The organism is Streptomyces sp. SM10, assembly GCF_002910915.1.
Classification (GTDB): Bacteria; Actinomycetota; Actinomycetes; order Streptomycetales; family Streptomycetaceae; genus Streptomyces.
In genome coordinates this window covers 48772-66117 of the sequence record NZ_NEUF01000088.1, presented here as the reverse complement: position 1 = coordinate 66117, position 17346 = coordinate 48772, and the positions used below count along the sequence as shown (strand labels likewise).

Genomic DNA, 17346 nt, shown 5'->3' with positions numbered 1-17346 from the left:
CGTGAGGGCGGCCGGGACCCACAGGCGTCTCACCGGGCTGCGCTGCGCCGCAGCGCCTCGGCGGCCCCGCCGCCGGTGCGCAGCGGAACGTGATCGTGGGCCACGGAGGTGTCCGCCAGGTCCGACGGCCTGGACAGCAGCGTCGGCATGCGGCCTCCCCTGCCCTCGCCCAGGACCTGCCAGCCGCCACGCGTCAGGGTGATGTAGGCACCGCAGCGAAGGCCGTGCAGCGTGCACGCGTCCCTCAGCCCCCACATCCACGCCCCGTCCTCCTCCGTCCAGCGCTCGTCGCCCTCGCGGCAGTAGAGCAGTACAGCGGTACGCACCGGGGTGCGGCGGCGCAGATCGTGCGGGATCACCCGGCGCAGGTGTGCCAGCAGGGCGTTACGGAACTCCCAGCCGTCCGCGGCCGCGGTGGACCGCCGGGCGAACGAGGCGCTGGCCGTGAGCCGTTCCTCATGATCGAGCACGGCGACGACCGCGGTGGCCGAAGCCGGCCGGTGCCGCGCGTGGAGGCCGCTGACGACCTCCCGTGGACTGCGCAGCAGGGGTATGCCGGCCGCGGCCCACTCGGCCGGTTCGAGCATCCTGGCAGTGTGGTTGACGGAGCCGGCGGACGCCGACAGTGAAGTGGCTGCGGACGGAGCGAATCCGAAGGTCACGGTCCTCCCTTCGCTACGCGCCCACGGTGCGGGCAGGGTCGAATGAGGGCGCGCCGCGGCACAGCCCTTCCGGGCCCGCGAAAAGACCGTGCGGGGAGCGACTCCAATTCTTCCTGTCGTACCGGCAGGCGGCAACGAGCAATTGGCGCGGCTGACGGGTATCTGACGGAATGACACAGATATCCCTGCCCGTTCAGCGGCGAACGAAGCCATGCGTCACGCCTGAACCGCTAGGACCAGCGGAAACACCCCCTCCGCTCCCGCGCGTCGGAGCAGCCGGGCCGCGACAGCCAGCGTCCACCCGGTGTCGGAGAGATCGTCCACGAGCAGGACGGGCCCTCCCGCGGCCGTGAGTGCCTCCGCCAGCGCGGGCTCCACCACGAGTGCCTCGTGCAGCGCCCTCACCCGCTGTGCGCTGTTGGTCTGGGAGATCCGCAGGTCTTCACTGCCAGGTGCGTAGGCGACTGTGCCCAGCAGCGGCATCCGGCCGACCTCGGCGATATGGCTGCCGAGCGAGGAGACCAACTGCGGCCTCCGGCGTGAGGCGACCGTGACGACACCGACGGGCCGGGGGGCCGCCCCAGGCGCCCCGGAGGCCCAGCCGCCAGGGCCCTTCGCCCAGTCGGAGACTACCGTGATCACCGCGCCGGACACGTCGTCGGGGACCGGGGCGTCGGGGGCCTGCGCCGCGAGCAGCGGACGCAGTCTGTTGCCCCAGCCGATGTCCGACAGTCTGCCGAGCGCCCGGCCGGGGAAGGCCAGCTCACCCGCCGGGATGCGGCCCTTGAGATCGACCCCCACGGCGGAGAGGCCGGTGGGCCACATCTTGCGCGGCTCCACCTCCACCCCTGGCCGGCCGAGCTCACCGCGAGCCCCGTCGAGGGCCGCCGTGGAGACCTTGTCGTCGAACCGCGCCCCCGCGCAGTTGTCGCAGCGCCCGCACGCGGTGGCCTCCTCGTCGTCCAGCTGGCGCCGGAGGAACTCCATGCGGCACCCGGTCCCAGAGGCGTAGTCACGCATGGCCTGCTGCTCGGCGGCCCGCTGGCGCGCGACCCAGGCGTAGCGCTCGGAGTCGTAGACCCATGGCTCGCCCGTGGAGATCCAGCCGCCCTTCACCCGCTTCACCGCGCCGTCGACGTCCAGCACCTTCAGCATCGTCTCCAGGCGGGTACGGCGCAGATCGACCAGAGGCTCCATGGCGGGCAGGGACAGGGGCCGCCCGGCCTGGGCGAGGACGTCGAGAGTCCGGCGGACCTGTTCCTCCGGAGGGAAGGCCACGGAGGCGAAGTACTGCCAGATGGCTTCGTCCTCCTTCCCCGGGAGCAGCAGCACCTCGGCATGCTCCACCCCACGGCCCGCGCGTCCGACCTGCTGGTAGTAGGCGATCGGCGAGGACGGCGACCCCACGTGCACGACGAAGCCGAGGTCGGGCTTGTCGAATCCCATGCCGAGCGCGGACGTGGCCACCAGGGCCTTGACCCGGTTGGCCAGGAGATCGTCCTCGGCCTGCTGCCGGTCGGCGTTCTCGGTCCTGCCGGTGTACGAGGTGACCGGGTGTCCGCACTGGCGGAGGTAGGCCGTGATCTCCTCGGCGGCGGCGACCGTGAGCGTGTAGATGATGCCCGAGCCCGGCAACTCCCCGAGATGATCGCCCAGCCAGGCCAGACGGTGTGCCGCATTGGGGAGTCGGAGCACTCCGAGGCTCAGGCTCTCCCGGTCCAGCGGGCCCCTCAGCACGAGCGCGTCCGTCCCCGCTCCCGTACCGAGCTGCTCCGCGACGTCCGCGGTCACCCGGGCGTTGGCGGTGGCCGTCGTGGCGAGCACGGGAACACCCGCGGGCAGATCGGCGAGCATGGTCCGCAGTCTGCGGTAGTCGGGGCGGAAGTCATGCCCCCAGTCGGAGATGCAGTGGGCCTCGTCGACCACCAGCAGGCCCGTCGCCGCGGCGAGGCGCGGCAGCACCTGGTCCCGGAAGTCCGGGTTGTTGAGCCGCTCGGGGCTGACCAGCAGCACATCCACCTCGCCCGCAGCCACCTCGGCCTGGACCGTGTCCCACTCCTCGGTGTTGGAGGAGTTGATCGTGCGGGCGCTGATCCCGGCCCTGGCCGCGGCAGCCACCTGGTTGCGCATCAGGGCGAGCAGCGGGGAGACGATCACCGTCGGCCCGCTGCCCTGGGCGCGCAGCAGCGATGTGGCCACGAAGTACACCGCGGACTTGCCCCATCCCGTGCGCTGGACGACCAGGGCTCTGCGCTTGTCGGCGACGAGGGCCTCGATGGCCCGCCACTGGTCCTCGCGCAGCCGGGCGGTGCCGGTGGCGTCCCCGACCAGACGGGCGAGTACGGAATCGGCCGAGGCCCTGAACTCTGCGCGGTCTGCGTTGGTCATGCCCCCATGCAACCCGATGGCTACGACAAACCGCGAACGGTGGTCCGGCACCTGTGGACAAGTTATCCACAGGGGGTCGCGGAAATCGGCGTCCCGCGGGACGGTCATGCCATGAACAAGCACGACGAAACCACCGGACCGTCGGACGCCCACCAGATCACGCTCCGCGGTCCCGCAGAACTCGCCGACGCCCTCCCGTACCTGATGGGCTTCCATCCGAACGACAGCGTGGTCATGGCGGCCCTGCACGGAGGCCGGGGCCGCTTCGGCGGCCGGCTCAGGCTGGGCATCCCGCGGGAGCCGGAGGAATGGGCCCCGGTCGCCGACCAGCTCGCGCAGAGCCTGATCGAGGGAAGCGAGAGGCGCGATTCCCGCCCCGACGCGATCGTCGTCTTCCTCTGCCAGGATCCGGCCGAGGGGGAGAGCGCCCCGCAAGCCATGGAGCGGCTGCGGCCGCTCGCGCAGCTCCTGCGCACCGCCTGCGGAGCGCTCGACGTTCCCGTGCTCGAAGCGCTCTGCATCTCCGACGGCCGCTACTGGTCCTACTGCTGCCCCGATGACCGCTGCTGCCCGCCCGAAGGCAATCCCCTGGCGCTCCCGGGCACCACGGTGATGGCGGCGGCCGCCGCGTATGCGGGTATCCAGGTGCGCGGATCGCTGCGCGACATGGAGGCGCGGCTCACACCGTGGGACTCCGTGGCCGGCCGGGAGCAGGAGCAGGCCCTCGATTCGGCGGGTGCCGTGCTGGTGTCCAGGATTCTCGACGCCGGCGGGCGCGGTGAGGTGGCGTGCGAGACGCTGGCCCTCGCGCGTGACCTCATGGAACGCCTTGCCGACGCGCCGTCGGCCGGCCGCGCCGTGACCGACGGCGGTGACGACGGCCTGATCACGCCTCCGGAGGCCGCCGCAGTCATCCTCGGCCTCCAGGACCGGGAGACCAGGGACCGCGCCGCCGAGTGGATGGAGGGCCGCGAGGCCGAAACGGCACTCAGGCTCTGGCGCGCGCTCGCGCGCCGGTGTGTCGGCCCGTACGTGGAGCACTCGGCGGCGCCGCTCACGCTGGCCGGCTGGGTCTCGTGGTCCACCGGCGACGAGGCGGGCGCCAGGGTGGCGCTCGGGCTCGCGTTGCGGGCCGACCCCGACTACACGTTCGCCCAACTTCTGCACCAGGCCTGTAACCAAGGCCTGGACCCGGAGACCCTGCGCCGCTGTCTCCGGGGGGAGCGCACCCTGCGCGACCGGCGCGGCGGTGACCACCCTCCTCGGGGGCACGTCAGCGACACCCCGACGCCGGAACACGGCGGCAGGGGCCTCGTCCAGGAACACGCACGGCGGAGCACGGAGGTGGAACGGCCCAGGCCCCGGCCCGCGCGGATTCCGGCCGCGAAGCGCGGGCGGAAGGCGGGGCCCCGCACGGCCCGCATCGCCGGTTCACCTTCCCGCCCGGCCGCGAGCCGGGGCCGGGCCCGGGACGCCCGGCGGCTCGGTCACCGCGGCGCGAGGCGCCGTGACTGAGGCCTCCGGGGTGCCCCGGCGAAGCAGGCCCGGAAGGGACGGCGGCTTGGCAACGGGCCGGATCGGGTGCGGAAAGGGTGTCGCGAAGGGAGTGTTTATCGTCAGGGAGACGACTATGATTTCGGCATGCCGCCCTACGACCCGTCGACCTTCCCGCCCTTCGCTGTCACCGTCGACCTGGTCGTCCTCACGGTGCGACGTCACGCGCTCTGCGCGTTGGTGGTACGCCGTGGTGAATCGCCCTTCCAGGGACGGTGGGCACTACCCGGCGGATTCGTCAGGGCGGACGAGGATCTCGGTGCGGCGGCAGCGCGTGAACTCGTCGAGGAGACGGGGCTCTGCGCGCACGACCCGGCCGCCCCCGCCGTCGGCCACGGAGCCCACCTCGAGCAGTTGGCCACCTATGGCGACCCGGGGCGTGATCCCCGGATGAGGGTGGTCAGCGTCGCGCACCTCGCACTGGCGCCCGACCTTCCGGCACCGCGTGCGGGCGGCGACGCGAACAGCGCTCGATGGGCGTCCGTCGGCGACCTGCTCGGTCCGGGTGGTGGCTTCGGGCGCGAGGGCGAGCAGTCCGCGCCGCTGGCGTTCGACCACGCGAAGATCCTCGACGACGGAGTGGAGCGGGCCCGGTCGAAGATCGAGTACTCCTCGCTGGCCACGGCGTTCTGCCCGCCCGAGTTCACCGTCGGAGAACTGCGCAGGGTCTACGAGGCCGTGTGGGGCGTGGTCCTCGACCCCCGGAACTTCCACCGCAAGGTCACGGGAACGCCAGGCTTCCTGGTTCCGTCCGGGGGGACGACCACGCGGCAGGGGGGACGCCCCGCGCAACTGTTCCGGGCCGGTGCGGCGACCGTGCTGAACCCTCCGATGCTGAGGCCGGAAGTCTGAGCGGGCACAGTGCCGCAACTTCGTGCCCGGCGAAGCTGCGGAACGCCCACAGAAGCATCGATGCACCAAAAGTCTGAAATGTCGCGTTATCTTGCTGGGGTACTCCACCCTGCCGCCGAGCGGTCTCACCCTCCGCGAGAGAAGCGATGCTCCAGGCCATCGGACTCACCAGCGCCCCCCGCCGCGACCGTCCTCCCGTCGTGGACGACCTCACCTTCGAAGCCCCGCCCGGCAGCGTCACCGCGCTGCTCGGCGCTCCCGGCTCCGGCAAGACCACGGCCCTCCGTCTGATGCTCGAGCTGGAAGCGGGCAGGGGCGTCACCTACTTCAAGGGCAGGCCGCTGCACCGCATCGGCCATCCCGCGCGCGAGGTCGGGGTGCTCCTCGGCGACGTACCGGGGCATCCCGCGCGCACCGCCCGCGGCCAGCTCCGCATGCTCTGTGCGGCGGCCGGAGTGCCGGCGTCACGGGCCGACGAACTGCTCGAGGTCGTCGGTCTCGCGGGTCTGGGCGACCAGCGCATCGGAACTCTCTCGGCCGGGATGGACCGGCGGCTCGGCCTCGCCTCCGTACTGCTGGGCGATCCCCACACGCTCGTCCTCGACGAGCCGACCGCGGGTCTTTCACCGCGCGAGAGGAGCTGGCTCCACGGGCTGCTCCGTGCGCACGCGGCCGAAGGCGGCACGGTCCTGCACACGACCGGCGACGCCAAGGAGGCCGCGCGCGCGGCCGACCGCGTGGTCACCATCGACCACGGCCGCCTCGTCGCCGACCAGGGCGTCGCCGACTTCTCCCGCACGCGCCTGAGGCCCCGTGTCGCCGTGCGGACCCCGCACGCGGCCCGGCTGGCCGCGGTGATGAACCGCGAAGCCCGTGCCGCGCAGCGCTCCGTCGAAGTGGTGACGGAGGGCGGCAGCCGGCTCTCCGTGTACGGCAGCAGTTGCGCGGAGGTCGGGGACACGGCCTACCGGCACGGTGTTCCCGTCCATCAGCTCGCCGACGAGACCGGTGACGCGGGCCCGGCCGCCGGACCGGTCCGCGGTCCCGGCGGTGAACCGGTGAGAGCCGTCCTGCCGGGGCCCGCCTCGACCGTGGCCGTCTCGCAACTGCCCCCTCCGATTCCCGTACGCCCGGCCCGCGGCCCGCTCCGGCCCGTGCGGTACGAACTGCGCCGCCTCTTCGGCGTCAGGACGGCCGCCCTGATCCTCGCGGCGGTCCTGGTCGTGTCGGCGGGCCTCGCCGTGGTGCTGGCCCGCTCCGGCGGGACGCCCCTGCCCGATCTCCTCGTGGCCTGGCCGGACCTGCTGCCGCTGCCGCCTGCCGCGTTCGCCGCCGGAGTGCTGGGTGCCCTCGCCTTCGGCGACGAGTTCCGTTACCCGGCGCTCGCCGCCGGCCGGGGTACGGTGCCGCGCCGCCTCGGCCTCCTGCTGGCCAAGCTGGCCGTCTCCGGGGGCGTCGCGCTGCTGATCGCCGTGCTCGCCGTGGTCGTGGACGCCGAAGCCCTGCGCCTCGTGTACGGCGGTGACTTGGTGACCGTTCCGGACAACGCTCCTCAGCTGGCCGCCAGTTGGGCGGGTCTCTCGGTCGGGTGCGCCTGGGCGGGGCTCCTGGGGGCCGGCGTGTTCCGGTTGACCGGTGCGGGGGTCGCGGCGGTCCTGGCCGTTCCGGTCCTCGTCGTGCCGCTCGTGCAGAAGGTCCTCGCGGGTCCGTCCGCCCGTTCGATCGTCGGACTGCCGCGCAGGTTGAGCGAACTCGGCTGGCTGCAGTGGCCGTACGAGGCGGACCGGTGGGCCATGGCGGCTCTGCGGGTCGTGGCCCAGCCCGTGGGGCTGGCGCTTTCCTTGTCGTTGTCCGCCCTGATCTGCGCGTACGTGTTCACCAGCCTTCGCGGGAGGGCCCGTTGGTGATCGGATCACCCGGGGCGGGCGTCCCTCTGGGAGTAACTCTCCCGAAGGGGTGCGATTTCCACCGATAAAGCGTCAATTGAGCAGTGGGTGCCGATCACCCTTTCGTGTGCTTTTCAGGAAAGACCTCAAGGGCTGGCTGAGCCGCGCCGAAAAAGGATGCGTGAGTACCCTTGCGCACACCATGATGACCGCCGCCCGCTCCGCCGACTCCGGCCTCGCCGGCCCGGGCGAACTCGATCGCTACCCCCGTACGGAGGCGCCGGCCGGCGAGCGGGCCGCGCTGCGCTCCTGGGGTGGTGTCGATTCCGACCTCGGGCGGGCGAGCCGACGTGGCACAGCCAGTCGCGGCCGTGGACTTCACGGCCAACTGGTCCAGCAGCTCGGCCAGATGATCGTTTCCGGTGACCTCGGAGCCGACCGGCCGCTCGTGCCGGAGGAGATCGGCCAGCGATTCGAGGTCTCCCGCACCGTGGTGAGGGAGTCCCTCCGTGTTCTCGAGGCCAAGGGCCTGGTCAGCGCCCGGCCCAATGTGGGGACGCGGGTCCGGCCGGTGAGCGACTGGAATCTGCTGGACCCCGACATCATCGAATGGCGCGCCTTCGGCCCGCAGCGTGATGACCAGCGTCGTGAGCTGGAGGACCTCCGGTGGACCATCGAGCCGCTGGCCGCCCGCCTGGCCGCAGGTCATGGGCGCGAGGACATTCAGCAGAGGCTCGGCGACATGATCGAGATCATGGGGCACGCGATGGGGCAGGGGGACGCCCTCACGTTCTCCAGGGCCGACGCGGAGTTCCACGCCCTGCTGATCCAGGCGGCGGGCAACCGCATGCTCGAGCACCTCTCGGGGATCGTGTCGGCCGCACTGCACGTCTCCGGCGGCCCCGTCACCGGCTGTGACCGGCCGGCGGAAGCGTCCCTCGGCCACCATGCGCGGATCGTCGAGGCCCTGGCGTCGGGTGACTCGGCCGGTGCCGAAGCCGCCATGCGGCAGCTCCTGGTCGGCCACACCGACGCGGAACGGGTGGTTCCCGCGCCTCGCGAGCACTGAGCGAGGCGGATCGGGGTATGAGGGCCGTGTGCCGCCGGGCCCGAGCGGTTCGGCGGCGCGTTTGTACGGACCGGTGACCTCTGGTTCTGTTTGTCGCGAATGAGGTGTGACTCGGGCCACGCGAATTGGGCGTAACACTCCTCGAAACAGTGCGATGACTTAAGAGGTGACCGCCGCGGAAGGAATACAGCAGCCACGAAGTGCGCTGTGCAGTTCTGAGGCCAAGCCCGCGCCGTCGGCGACATCCCCAGCCGACGGTCGTCGGTTCCAGCTCTCTCCAGGGCCGGGCCGGAAGCCGTTTCCATCGTTCCGAGAGGTTGTTCGTGTCGGCCAGCACATCCCGTACGCTCCCGCCGGAGATCGCCGAGTCCGAGTCTGTGATGGCGCTCATCGAGCGGGGAAAGGCTGATGGGCAGATCGCCGGCGATGACGTGCGTCGGGCCTTCGAGGCTGACCAGATTCCGCCAACCCAGTGGAAGAACGTTCTGCGCAGCCTCAACCAGATCCTCGAGGAAGAGGGTGTGACGCTGATGGTCAGTGCCGCGGAGTCGCCTAAGCGCGCCCGCAAGAGCGTCGCAGCGAAGAGCCCGGTCAAGCGCACCGCCACCAAGACAGTCGCGGCCAAGACGGCTGTGACGAGGACCGTCGCGGCATCTGCCGCCCCGGCGGCCGAGAGCGCGGACGTGACGGCCGACGACGCCGTTGCCGCTCCTGCGAAGAAGGCGGCAGCCAAGAAGACGGTTGCCAAGAAGACCGCCGCGAAGAAGACGGCGGTCAAGAAGACCGCCGCGAAGAAGACCGGCAAGCAGGACGACGAACTGCTCGACGGCGACGAGGCGGTCGAGGAAGTCAAGGCCGGCAAGGGTGAGGAAGAGGAGGGCGAGGGCGAGAACAAGGGCTTCGTCCTCTCCGACGACGACGAGGACGACGCACCTGCGCAGCAGGTCGCCGTCGCCGGCGCCACGGCCGACCCGGTCAAGGACTACCTGAAGCAGATCGGCAAGGTCCCCCTCCTCAACGCCGAGCAGGAGGTCGAGCTCGCCAAGCGCATCGAGGCCGGTCTCTTCGCCGAGGACAAGCTCGCCAACTCCGACAAGCTCGCACCGAAGCTGAAGCGTGAGCTGGAGATCATCGCCGAGGACGGCCGCCGCGCCAAGAACCACCTGCTGGAGGCCAACCTCCGTCTCGTGGTCTCGCTGGCCAAGCGCTACACCGGTCGCGGCATGCTCTTCCTGGACCTCATCCAGGAGGGCAACCTCGGCCTGATCCGCGCGGTGGAGAAGTTCGACTACACCAAGGGCTACAAGTTCTCCACGTACGCCACGTGGTGGATCCGCCAGGCCATCACCCGCGCCATGGCCGACCAGGCCCGCACCATCCGTATCCCGGTGCACATGGTCGAGGTCATCAACAAGCTCGCGCGGGTGCAGCGCCAGATGCTCCAGGACCTGGGCCGTGAGCCCACCCCGGAGGAGCTGGCCAAGGAACTCGACATGACCCCCGAGAAGGTCATCGAGGTCCAGAAGTACGGCCGCGAGCCGATCTCTCTCCACACCCCGCTGGGTGAGGACGGGGACAGCGAGTTCGGAGATCTCATCGAGGACTCCGAGGCTGTCGTGCCCGCGGACGCGGTGAGCTTCACGCTGCTCCAGGAGCAGCTGCACTCGGTGCTCGACACGCTCTCCGAGCGTGAGGCGGGCGTGGTCTCGATGCGTTTCGGTCTCACCGACGGCCAGCCGAAGACGCTGGACGAGATCGGCAAGGTCTACGGAGTGACGCGTGAGCGTATCCGTCAGATCGAGTCCAAGACGATGTCGAAGCTGCGCCACCCGTCGCGCTCGCAGGTGCTGCGCGACTACCTCGACTAGATCGGGGACGGACATGGGCCGGGCCCGGAACCTGAAGAGGTTCCGAGCCCGGCCCATGTCCGTCCGCGTGCGGCAGGCGCCGCGGAGCATGACGCTGAGTGGGCACTGTTCACCTCGGCGTCAGGAGCTCCCATGCCCCGTGTTCCCGTCCGTGCCCTCCCCGCTGCCCTCACCCTGGCGCTCGCCACGGCCGTGATACCCCTCGGTGCCTCGGCACCGGCCGCAGCGGACAGCATCATCGTCGGAGGGAAGCCGGTCGCCGTCGCGGACAGTCCCTGGGTCGTCGCCCTGTCGAGCCGTGACCGGTTCGGAGGAATCCGCGCGGGCCAGTTCTGCGGCGGGGTTGCGATCGCGCCCACCAAGGTTCTGACGGCCGCGCACTGCCTGAGGGAGGACGTCCTGGGGGCCGCCGTCCCGGAGATCCGGGATCTTCGGATCATCGCCGGACGCGACGAGCTGAGCGGGCCGGGTGGCCAGGAGATCCCCGTACGGTCGACGTGGGTCAATCCGGGCTACGACCCGCACACGAATGCCGCAGATCTCGCGGTCCTCACTCTGGCCCGGGCGCTGCCGAAGGGGAGCGTGATCCCGATGGCCGGGGCCGCGGACGAGGCGTACGAGCCGGGTACCGCGGCGAAGGTGTACGGCTGGGGGGACACGACCGGGTACGGCGCCTACGCCTCCGGGCTGCGTGCCGCCTCCGTGCGGGTGCTGCCGGACAACGACTGCCGCCGGGCGTACCCCGGCGGCACACAGGGCGCGTACGACGCCTCGTCGATGCTCTGCGCCGGTGAGAGCGCGGGAGGGCGGGATGCGTGCCAGGGGGACAGCGGAGGCCCGCTGGTGGCCCGTGGGCGCCTCGTCGGGCTCGTCTCGTGGGGGAGCGGCTGCGGGAGCCCCGGAAGCCCCGGTGTGTACACGCGGGTGTCCGCGGCGATCGGGTGGATGGCCGCCGCCGGCAGCTGACCCCGGCATCACCTCGAGATGTGAGAACGGGCGGCTTTCCCCTCGGGGGAGGCCGCCCGTCGGCCGGTCCTGGACCGTGCCCTTGGCTCGTCGTGGATGCGAGGTGTCAGTGTTGTTCCTCGTCGGCGGCACTGGCCTGCACGGCAGTGAGCCGATCTGTCTCATCCTGTATTTCCGCGGCGATCTTCTTGAGTTCCGGCTCGAACTTGCGCCCGTGGTGGGCACAGAAGAGCAGTTCACCGCCGCTGATCAGGACGACGCGCAGATAAGCCTGGGCGCCGCAACGGTCACAGCGGTCTGCTGCGGTCAGCGGGCTCGCGGGGGTCAGAACAGTAGTCACGTCGCCTCTTCTCTAGCTCGACGAGCTGTCGTACCAGGGTCAACATCCAACCAGGCCGAAAACGTTCCCGCTCGTGGCATTTCTTCGAAACTTCTTCTCAGGATGGCTGTCTGTTGCCGTTTGGCGGCGAATGTGCCGTATTGCGTAGCGCTACGGTTTCGCGTTGCTTGTGTGGGCCGGTCCCCCCGGCTGGCTTGCCGGTTGTTCATGAGGACGTGCCCGGAGCCTAAATGGTTCATGCCTCGAAGGGAACGTGATGTGCACGTCACCCCAACGAATGATCGAACGTGTATGCGAGGCTGGACTACCATAATGATTCCCCCTGGGTGGCGTTACAACCGCTCTACCAGGCCTCGGTAGGCTCTCAGCGGCTACCGAGGCCGAGCCCGCTACCCACTGGGCCCCAAATGAAATTCAGCGAGGAGCGAACCGCGTGACCGCCGATTCCGTGCCGTCCACTGCGCTGCTGACCGGAGCAGGCGGCGCAGACAGGGACAGCTCCAACTACACCGCGCGGCACCTTCTCGTCCTCGAGGGGCTCGAAGCGGTTCGTAAGCGCCCCGGAATGTACATCGGGTCCACGGACAGCCGCGGACTCATGCACTGCCTCTGGGAGATCATCGACAACTCCGTCGACGAGGCTCTCGGGGGGTACTGCGACTCCATCGAGGTCATCCTCCACGACGACGCGTCCGTCGAGGTCCGTGACAACGGCCGGGGCATCCCGGTCGACGTGGAGCCCAAGACCGGGCTCTCCGGCATCGAGGTCGTCATGACCAAGCTGCACGCCGGCGGAAAGTTCGGCGGCGGGTCCTACGCCGCGTCGGGCGGCCTGCACGGCGTCGGCGCCTCCGTCGTGAACGCCCTCTCGGCCCGGCTGGACGTCGAGGTCGACCGCAACAGTGCGACCCACTCCATCAGTTTCCGGCGCGGTGTGCCGGGCATGTTCACCGAACAGGGGCCGGACAGCCCCTTCGACCCCGCCAACGGCCTCCGCAAGGGCAAGCGAGTCCCCAAGACCCGCACGGGTACCCGCGTGCGGTACTGGGCGGACCGGCAGATCTTCCTCAAGGACGCGAAGCTCAACCTGGAGACGCTGTACCAGCGGGCACGCCAGACCGCGTTCCTCGTGCCCGGCCTGACCATCGTCGTCCGCGACGAGCGTGGCATCGACGGTGAGGGCAAGACCGAGGAGACCTTCCGCTTCGACGGCGGAATCAGCGAGTTCTGCGAGTACCTGGCGCAGGACAAGGCCGTCTGCGACGTCCAGCGCCTGAGCGGTACGGGAACGTTCAAGGAGACCGTGCCGGTCCTCGACGACCGCGGGCACATGACGGCGACCGAGGTGACCCGCGAGCTGGGCGTCGACATCGCCCTGCGCTGGGGCACCGGCTACGACACCAACCTCAAGTCCTTCGTGAACATCATCGCCACCCCCAAGGGCGGCACCCACGTCTCCGGTTTCGAGCGCTCCCTCACGAAGACGGTGAACGAGGTCCTGCGGTCCGCCAAGCTGCTCCGCGTCGCCGAGGACGACATCGTCAAGGACGATGCACTGGAAGGCCTGACCGCGGTCGTCACCGTACGGCTCGCGGAACCTCAGTTCGAAGGGCAGACCAAGGAGGTGCTGGGCACCTCCGCGGCCAACCGGATCGTGGCCAACGTGGTCGCCAAGGAGCTCAAGGCCTTCCTGACCTCCACCAAGCGCGATGCCAAGGCCCAGGCCAGGGCGGTGCTGGACAAGGCGGTGGCGGCGGCCCGCACCCGTATCGCCGCGCGCCAGCACAAGGACGCGCAGCGCCGCAAGACTGCGCTCGAGTCCTCCTCGCTGCCCGCGAAGCTCGCCGACTGCCGGAGCGACGACGTGGAGCGCAGTGAGCTCTTCATCGTGGAGGGCGACTCGGCCCTGGGCACGGCGAAGCTGGCCCGGAACAGTGAGTTCCAGGCTCTGCTGCCGATCCGCGGAAAGATCCTCAACGTCCAGAAGTCGTCCGTCTCGGACATGCTCAAGAACGCCGAGTGCGGCGCCATCATCCAGGTCATAGGAGCGGGCTCCGGACGCACCTTCGACATCGACGCGGCACGCTACGGCAAGGTCATCATGATGACGGACGCCGACGTCGACGGTTCGCACATCCGGACCCTGCTGCTCACCCTCTTCCAGCGGTACATGCGGCCGATGGTCGAGGCGGGACGGGTCTTCGCGGCCGTACCTCCGCTGCACCGGATCGAGCTCGTCCAGCCCAAGAAGGGCCAGGACAAGTACATCTACACCTATTCCGACAACGAGCTCCGTCAGAGCCTGCTGGAGCTCCAGCGGAAGAACGTCCGGTTCAAGGACTCGATCCAGCGCTACAAGGGCCTCGGCGAGATGGACGCGGACCAACTGGCGGAGACCACGATGGATCCGCGCCACCGCACCCTGCGGAGGATCAACATCGGCGACCTGGAATCCTCCGAGCAGGTCTTCGACCTGCTGATGGGCAACGAGGTCGCCCCCCGCAAGGAGTTCATCACCAGCTCGGCTGCCACCCTGGACCGCTCGCGCATCGACGTCTGAGCCTCTCCAGCCGTGGGTGGAGACATCTTCTCCACCCACGGTCAGTCCGTGAGCCGATCCCCTTGATCACCGCGTCTCCGGGGCGTCGAAGGCATCGAATCCTCACGCCCTCGGAGGCTGCCGTGTCAGAGCTCCTGAACGTTCGGGTGATCGTCGCGGTTGTCGCACTCGTCGTCGTGCGTCAGTTCTCGGCCCAGCGGGTCGGCGAGCGGAGGCGGTGGTGGCTGCTTCCCGTGATCCTCCTCATCGTCGCCCTGCGCAGTGACGGAGCGCTCGACCCCCGTCACGAGACGTTCTCGGGGGTGATGCCGGGCGCGGGCCTCGTCCTGGGTCTGGCCACCGGGGCTGGATGGGGACGGACCGCCCGGATGTGGCAGGGGCCGGACGAATCCGTCTGGAGCCGGGGCACCAGGGCCACGCTCCACGTACGGGTGGGCGGGATCGCGCTGCGTGTCGATGGCTGACGACGGTGATCACCACGGGCAGCCTGTGTCTGGGTAGGACACCTACTGCGGCTCGATGCCGAGGCCCGGGGCAGCTCGCGTCGGCTCCTCGCCCAGGAGTGGGCCGCGCGGGAGGCGGAAGCCGGTGCGGCCGCGCCGGCCGAGAGGTCCAGGATCGCCCGCGAGATCCGCGACGTGCTCGCCGGGCCACCTGACCAAGGACGCCCGGGGCGAGGAGATCGCCCAGGCCATCGAGGCCGTGATGTCCGGAGATGCGGGGCTCTCGCCGAAGGTGCGGAGCCGGCTGCTGGAGCGGGTCACCGCCCACGCCGTCGAGACCGGGGCACCGCTGCCCTCGGAGCTGCCCGACGGGCTCACTCCCCGGGAGGGCGAGTGCAGGCCCTCATCGCGGACGGTCTGTCCCACACGGAGATCGGGCGGACCCTGCGCATCTCCCGGGCCACGGTGAAGACCCACGTCAACAACCTCTTCGCCAAGACGGGGGCGCGCGACAGAACCGGGACCGTCCGCTATGCCTACGGCGCGGGGATCGCACAGCCGCCCGGCACTTCCGTCACCTGAAATGGTGAAGCAGCGCGAATGAAGTGCCCGGGATCTTCCCGATCTGCCCATTCTTGGCTACGCGCCGAAAAGGCTCGTGGACAAGGGAGTTGTTGGTGGAGAAGGAAGCAGGGCCGGGCGTCGCAGCGGTGCGGCTCGACGACCCGTGGTACGAGGCGCCGGCCACCGGGTGGGACGACCCGTACGGGGCAGGGGCCGACGCTGTCGAGGGGCGGCTCCGGACGGTGGAGCGGCGCAGCACCAGCGCTGCCGAGATCTATCTGGAGGTGCAGAGCAGCCCGGCGTTCCGCGAGGTGCGCCGCCGCTACCGGAGGTTCGTCGTGCCGGCGGCGGCCGCCTTCCTGCTCTGGTACCTCGCCTATGTCATCGTCGCCACCACCGCGCACGATCTGATGGCGCGTCCCGTGGCCGGTGTGCTGAACGTGGCCATGGTGGCCGGGCTCGGCCAGTTCCTCACCACGTTCCTGCTCACCTGGGCGTACGCGCGCCATGCGCGTCTGCACCGGGACCGTGCCGCTCTGGAACTGCGCTGGGAGACCCAGGAGATGACGAGAGGGGCCGGCCGGTGAGGGGAGATCACCAGACTCTGGCGCTGCTGCTCTTCAGCGTGTTCATCGCCGTGACGCTCGGCATCACCACGTGGGTCGGCCGTAACAGGCAGGGCTCCGCCGAGGAGTTCTACGCGGGCGGAAGGCTGTTCTCCCCCATGGAGAACGGATTCGCCATCGCCGGTGACTACATGTCCGCCGCCTCCTTCCTCGGCATCTCGGGACTGATCGCCCTCTACGGCTACGACGGCATGCTCTACTCGGTCGGCTTCCTCGTGGCCTGGCTCGTCGTCCTGCTCCTCGTCGCCGAACTCGTGCGGAACTGCGGACGGTTCACCCTCGCCGACGTGGTGGCCGCCCGCATGGCGGAGCGCCCGGTGCGTACGGCCCTGGGCACCTCGTCCGTCACCGTCTCCGTGTTGTACCTGGTGGCGCAGATGGTGGGCGCGGGCAGTCTCGTCGCGCTTCTCCTGGGCGGTACGAGCGACACCGCCCGGTCCTGGACCGTGGTCGGGGTCGGAGCGCTGATGGTCATCTACGTGTCGCTCGGCGGGATGCGTGCCACGACCTGGATCCAGATCGTGAAGGCGGTCCTGCTGATGGCCGGCGCCGTCGCGCTCACCGCCCTCGTCCTCGCCCGTTTCCACGGCGACGTCAACGCCCTGCTCACCTCCGCAGCCGAACGCAGCGGTAACGGCAGGGACTTCCTCTCGCCCGGGCTGAAGTACGGCGGGAGCTGGACGGCGCGCTTCGACTTCATCAGTCTCGGCCTCGCGCTCGTCCTCGGCACGGCCGGCCTGCCGCACATCCTGTCGCGCTTCTACACGGTTCCCACGGCCCGCGCGGCCCGGCGGTCCGTCGTCTGGTCCATCGGGCTGATCGGCAGCTTCTACCTGATGACCATCGTCCTCGGGTTCGGAGCGGCCGCACTCGTCGGCCCCACCGAGGTCCGGGCGTCCCACACGTCCGGGAACACCGCTGTTCCGCTCCTGGCGCTCGTCCTCGGGGGCGGCGAGGGCTCCACGGGCGGCACCGTGCTCTTCGCCGTCGTCGCCGCGATCGCCTTCGCCACGATCCTCGCCGTCGTCGCCGGGATCACCCTCGCCTCCTCCGCCTCCGTCGCCCACGACCTGTACGCCTCGTTCCGGCGGCCGGGTGCCGAGCAGTGGAGCGAGGTCGGTGTGGCGAGGGTGGCCGCGGCGGGTATCGGGGTGGTGGCCATCGCGCTCGGCCTCCTCGCCCAGGACCTGAACGTCGCGTTCCTGGTGGGGCTGGCCTTCGCGGTCGCGGCCTCCGCCAACCTCCCCGCGCTGCTGTACTCGTTGTTCTGGCGGAACTTCACCACCCGGGGAGCGGTCTGGGCCGTCTACGGCGGACTCGTCCCGGCCGTTGCGCTCGTACTGCTCTCGCCGGTCGTCTCGGGGAGTCCGACCTCGCTCTTCCCCGGAGTCGACTTCGCGTTCTTCCCCCTGGAGAACCCGGGCCTCGTCTCGATCCCCGCCGGTTTCCTGGCCGGCTGGATCGGCACGGTCACCTCACCCGAGCCGCCCGACCCGGCCAAGCACGCGGAGACGGAGGTGCGGTCGCTGACCGGCGCGGGCGCGGCGTAGGCGGCGCGGAGGGGCGGC

General features: G+C 70.4%; 14 protein-coding genes and 1 pseudogene. 11 read left to right on the top strand and 4 right to left on the bottom strand.

Annotation, left to right across the window (positions count from 1 at the left end):
• Positions 1-29 precede the first annotated feature (29 nt).
• Positions 30-662 carry a hypothetical protein gene (locus B9S57_RS12400; RefSeq protein ID WP_103515610.1) on the bottom strand — a complete coding sequence of 211 codons (633 nt, stop codon included), beginning with the start codon at positions 660-662 and terminating at the stop codon, positions 30-32.
• A 216-nt stretch (positions 663-878) separates the two neighbouring features.
• Positions 879-3050 carry a RecQ family ATP-dependent DNA helicase gene (locus B9S57_RS12395; RefSeq protein WP_103515609.1) on the bottom strand — a complete coding sequence of 724 codons (2172 nt, stop codon included), beginning with the start codon at positions 3048-3050 and terminating at the stop codon, positions 879-881.
• A gap of 111 nt (positions 3051-3161) precedes the next feature.
• On the opposite strand from B9S57_RS12395, the gene B9S57_RS12390 reads away from it, so the two are divergent.
• From B9S57_RS12390 to B9S57_RS12365, 6 genes are all read left to right on the top strand, one after another.
• Positions 3162-4565, top strand: a complete 1404-nt coding sequence (locus tag B9S57_RS12390; RefSeq protein ID WP_103515608.1) for a DUF4192 domain-containing protein — start codon at positions 3162-3164, stop codon at positions 4563-4565.
• Between the two features lie 126 nt (positions 4566-4691).
• Positions 4692-5456, top strand: a complete 765-nt coding sequence (locus B9S57_RS12385) for an NUDIX domain-containing protein (protein ID WP_103515607.1) — start codon at positions 4692-4694, stop codon at positions 5454-5456.
• Positions 5457-5602: 146 nt separating this feature from the next.
• Complete coding sequence (locus tag B9S57_RS12380) at positions 5603-7363, top strand: ATP-binding cassette domain-containing protein (protein WP_103515606.1); 1761 nt, start codon at positions 5603-5605, stop codon at positions 7361-7363.
• Positions 7364-7544: 181 nt separating this feature from the next.
• Complete coding sequence (locus tag B9S57_RS12375; RefSeq protein WP_308457397.1) at positions 7545-8411, top strand: FadR/GntR family transcriptional regulator; 867 nt, start codon at positions 7545-7547, stop codon at positions 8409-8411.
• A gap of 323 nt (positions 8412-8734) precedes the next feature.
• Positions 8735-10279, top strand: a complete 1545-nt coding sequence (locus B9S57_RS12370) for an RNA polymerase sigma factor (protein ID WP_103515666.1) — start codon at positions 8735-8737, stop codon at positions 10277-10279.
• 132 nt (positions 10280-10411) lie between these two features.
• On the top strand, positions 10412-11245 hold the full coding sequence (locus B9S57_RS12365; protein WP_103515604.1) for a trypsin-like serine protease: 834 nt from the start codon (positions 10412-10414) through the stop codon (positions 11243-11245).
• Positions 11246-11351: 106 nt separating this feature from the next.
• Here the strand turns inward: B9S57_RS12365 and B9S57_RS12360 are convergent, their stop codons facing one another.
• Positions 11352-11585, bottom strand: coding sequence for a hypothetical protein (locus B9S57_RS12360; protein ID WP_014153643.1), 234 nt, complete (start codon positions 11583-11585; stop codon positions 11352-11354).
• 433 nt (positions 11586-12018) lie between these two features.
• On the opposite strand from B9S57_RS12360, the gene B9S57_RS12355 reads away from it, so the two are divergent.
• Positions 12019-14145, top strand: coding sequence for a type IIA DNA topoisomerase subunit B (locus tag B9S57_RS12355; protein WP_103515603.1), 2127 nt, complete (start codon positions 12019-12021; stop codon positions 14143-14145).
• A 122-nt stretch (positions 14146-14267) separates the two neighbouring features.
• Positions 14268-14609, top strand: a complete 342-nt coding sequence (locus B9S57_RS12350; RefSeq protein WP_146057750.1) for a hypothetical protein — start codon at positions 14268-14270, stop codon at positions 14607-14609.
• Between the two features lie 42 nt (positions 14610-14651).
• Here B9S57_RS12350 and B9S57_RS36220 read toward each other — a convergent pair whose 3' ends face one another.
• Positions 14652-14909, bottom strand: coding sequence for a hypothetical protein (locus B9S57_RS36220; protein WP_308457396.1), 258 nt, complete (start codon positions 14907-14909; stop codon positions 14652-14654).
• Between B9S57_RS36220 and B9S57_RS36355 the strand changes: the two are divergent.
• The 3 genes and pseudogenes from B9S57_RS36355 to B9S57_RS12335 all read left to right on the top strand — a co-directional run.
• Positions 14794-15170, top strand: a pseudogene (locus tag B9S57_RS36355) (response regulator transcription factor); the annotation flags it as partial. The gene B9S57_RS36220 and the pseudogene B9S57_RS36355 sit on opposite strands and share 116 nt — an antisense overlap.
• Before the next feature lie 95 nt (positions 15171-15265).
• Positions 15266-15739, top strand: a complete 474-nt coding sequence (locus B9S57_RS12340) for a DUF485 domain-containing protein (protein ID WP_103515601.1) — start codon at positions 15266-15268, stop codon at positions 15737-15739.
• On the top strand, positions 15736-17328 hold the full coding sequence (locus B9S57_RS12335; protein ID WP_103515600.1) for a cation acetate symporter: 1593 nt from the start codon (positions 15736-15738) through the stop codon (positions 17326-17328). The genes B9S57_RS12340 and B9S57_RS12335 overlap by 4 nt, the downstream gene beginning before the upstream one ends.
• The last annotated feature ends 18 nt before the right edge of the window (positions 17329-17346 follow it).

Coding starts and splice junctions, on each gene's coding strand:
- B9S57_RS12395 (WP_103515609.1), bottom strand. CDS start 3,050: ATGACCAACGCAGACCGCGCAGAGTTCAGGGCCTCGGCCGATTCCGTA.
- B9S57_RS12365 (WP_103515604.1), top strand. CDS start 10,412: ATGCCCCGTGTTCCCGTCCGTGCCCTCCCCGCTGCCCTCACCCTGGCG.
- B9S57_RS12380 (WP_103515606.1), top strand. CDS start 5,603: ATGCTCCAGGCCATCGGACTCACCAGCGCCCCCCGCCGCGACCGTCCT.
- B9S57_RS12375 (WP_308457397.1), top strand. CDS start 7,545: ATGATGACCGCCGCCCGCTCCGCCGACTCCGGCCTCGCCGGCCCGGGC.
- B9S57_RS12390 (WP_103515608.1), top strand. CDS start 3,162: ATGAACAAGCACGACGAAACCACCGGACCGTCGGACGCCCACCAGATC.
- B9S57_RS12385 (WP_103515607.1), top strand. CDS start 4,692: ATGCCGCCCTACGACCCGTCGACCTTCCCGCCCTTCGCTGTCACCGTC.